Source organism: Pseudonocardia pini (assembly GCF_013870575.1).
In the GTDB taxonomy this organism is placed as follows: domain Bacteria; phylum Actinomycetota; class Actinomycetes; order Mycobacteriales; family Pseudonocardiaceae; genus Pseudonocardia; species Pseudonocardia pini.
Window position 1 is genome coordinate 1 of sequence record NZ_JACBXB010000876.1, and the last position, 2,116, is coordinate 2,116.

A 2,116-nucleotide genomic window follows, 5' to 3' on the forward strand; every position below is an offset into this window, starting at 1 on the left:
GCCGACGACCTCGCCCCGCCGCTGCGGGACGCCGGGGGTCCGGGCCTGCCGGGAGCGCCGCTGCCCGGCGGGCCCGGACCCCCGGCGTCCCGCAGCGGCGGCCGCCCCCCGGACCGGTCCCGCTACCAGGGGTGGGGACCGCCGGGCGGCAGGCCCGAGCAGCCCCCCGGTCGTCGCCCCGGCAGCCCGCAACCCGGGCCCCGCCCCGGACCACCCCCACGCCCGAGCGCCGTGAGCCCCGGGCCGGACCGCCGACCCGTGCCGCCGCCGTGGCAGCGGGTCCCGGGCGGCAACTTCGACGACCCCACCGAGCTGATGGCCCCGCTCGACCGGCCGACCGAGATCCTCGACCCGGTCACGGTCGACCTCGGCAAGCCGGAGCCGGAGCCCGCACCGAAGGCCCCGTCCCTGCTGCGGTCGAGCTCGATGATGGCCGTCGCGAACCTGGCGAGCCGGGTGACGGGCTTCCTGCGGCAGATCGCCTTGGTCGCGGTGCTGTCGTTCGGCCTGGTCAACAGCTCCTACACGGTGGCCAACACGCTGCCGAACATCGTCTACGAGTTCCTCATCGGCGGCGTGCTGACCAGCGTCATGATCCCGCTGCTGGTCCGCGCCCAGTCCGAGGACGCGGACGGCGGCGAGGCCTACACCCGTCGGCTCCTCACGATGGCGGGCACCGCGTTGCTGGTGGCGACCCTGGTCGCGGTACTCGCCGCGGGCCCGTTGGTCAGCCTCTACGTGGGCAGCGCGACCACGGAGACCGCCAACCCCGAGCTGACCACCGCGTTCGCCGTGCTGCTGCTGCCGGAGATCTTCTTCTACGGCATCGGGGCGCTGTTCGGCGCGATCCTCAACAGCAAGGGCCGGTTCGCGGCGTTCGCGTGGGCCCCGGTGCTGAACAACGTCGTGATGTTCGGCGTGCTGGTCGTGTACGTCCTGGTACCGGGTGAGATCAGCCTCGACCCGGTGCGGATGGGGGACACGAAACTGCTGGTCCTGGGCCTGGGGACCACACTCGGCATCGCGGTCCAGGCCCTCGTGCTGCTGCCCGCCATCCGCCGCGCCGGGGTGTCGCTCAAGCCCCTGTGGGGCTGGGACCCACGGCTGTCGTCGGCGGGCGGGCTGGCGTTGTGGGTCGTCGCGTACGTGCTGGTGGGACAGGCCGGGCTGATCGTCACCACCCGGGTCGCGACCGCCGCTGACCCGGGCGCCTACGCCATCTACTCGAACGCCTGGCTGCTCCTGCAGGTCCCGTACGGCGTCCTCGGGGTCTCGCTGCTCACCGCCCTGATGCCCCGGATGAGCCGGGCGGCGGCGGAGAACCGGTTCGACGCCGTCGTCTCCGACCTCTCGCTCGGCAGCAGGCTCTCGACGGTCTTCCTCGTCCCGATCTCGGCCCTGCTGACCTTCCTCGGCACGGAGGTCGGGATCGCGCTGTTCTCACTCGGCGCGGGCAACGCGGGCGGCGGCGCGGCGAAGCTCGGCACCGCGCTCGCGTGGTCGGCCTTCGGGCTCCTGCCGTACGCGATCACCCTGCTGCAGCTGCGGGTCTTCTACGCGATGACGGACAGCCGGACGCCGACCTTGATCATGGTCGCGATCGTCGTCGTCAAGATCCCGTTGTTGCTGCTCTCCCCGGTGCTGCTGGCGCCGGAGGACGTCGTGCTGGGGCTCGTCGCGGCGAACAGCCTGTCGTTCGTGGTGGGCGCGATCCTGGGGCAGTGGGTGATCGCGCGACGGCTGGGGCACGTCCGCAGCCGCGAGGTGCTCTCCACGCTCTGGCGCACGCTCGTCGCCTCCCTGGTCGGCGGGATCGTGGCCTACCTCGTCGGCGCCGGGCTGCAGGCCTGGCTGGGGACGACGGCGGGCACCGCCTGGCTCGTCCTGGTCGCCGGGGTGGTCGTCGGCGGCCCGGTGATGCTGGCGCTCATGCGGATGCTGAAGGTCCGCGAGCTCGACCCCCTCTGGCGCCGCCTCCCCTTCTGAGAACGGCGACGGGCCCGTCCCCCGGTCGTGGGAGGCGGGCCCGTCGGTCGTGAGTGGCGATAGTCGCTGGAGCGACTATCGCCGCGCACAGGTCAGTCGTCCGGGTCGTCGGAGAGGTCCGCGGCCGCGT

At 73.3% G+C, this 2,116-nt stretch carries 1 protein-coding gene; it reads left to right on the plus strand.

The window, feature by feature from the left end; all coding sequences use genetic code 11:
* On the plus strand, positions 1–1,986 hold a 1,986-nt coding region (gene murJ / locus H5J29_RS30245), incomplete at its 5' end, for a murein biosynthesis integral membrane protein MurJ (protein WP_312858477.1).
* Between the last annotated feature and the right edge of the window lie 130 nt (positions 1,987–2,116).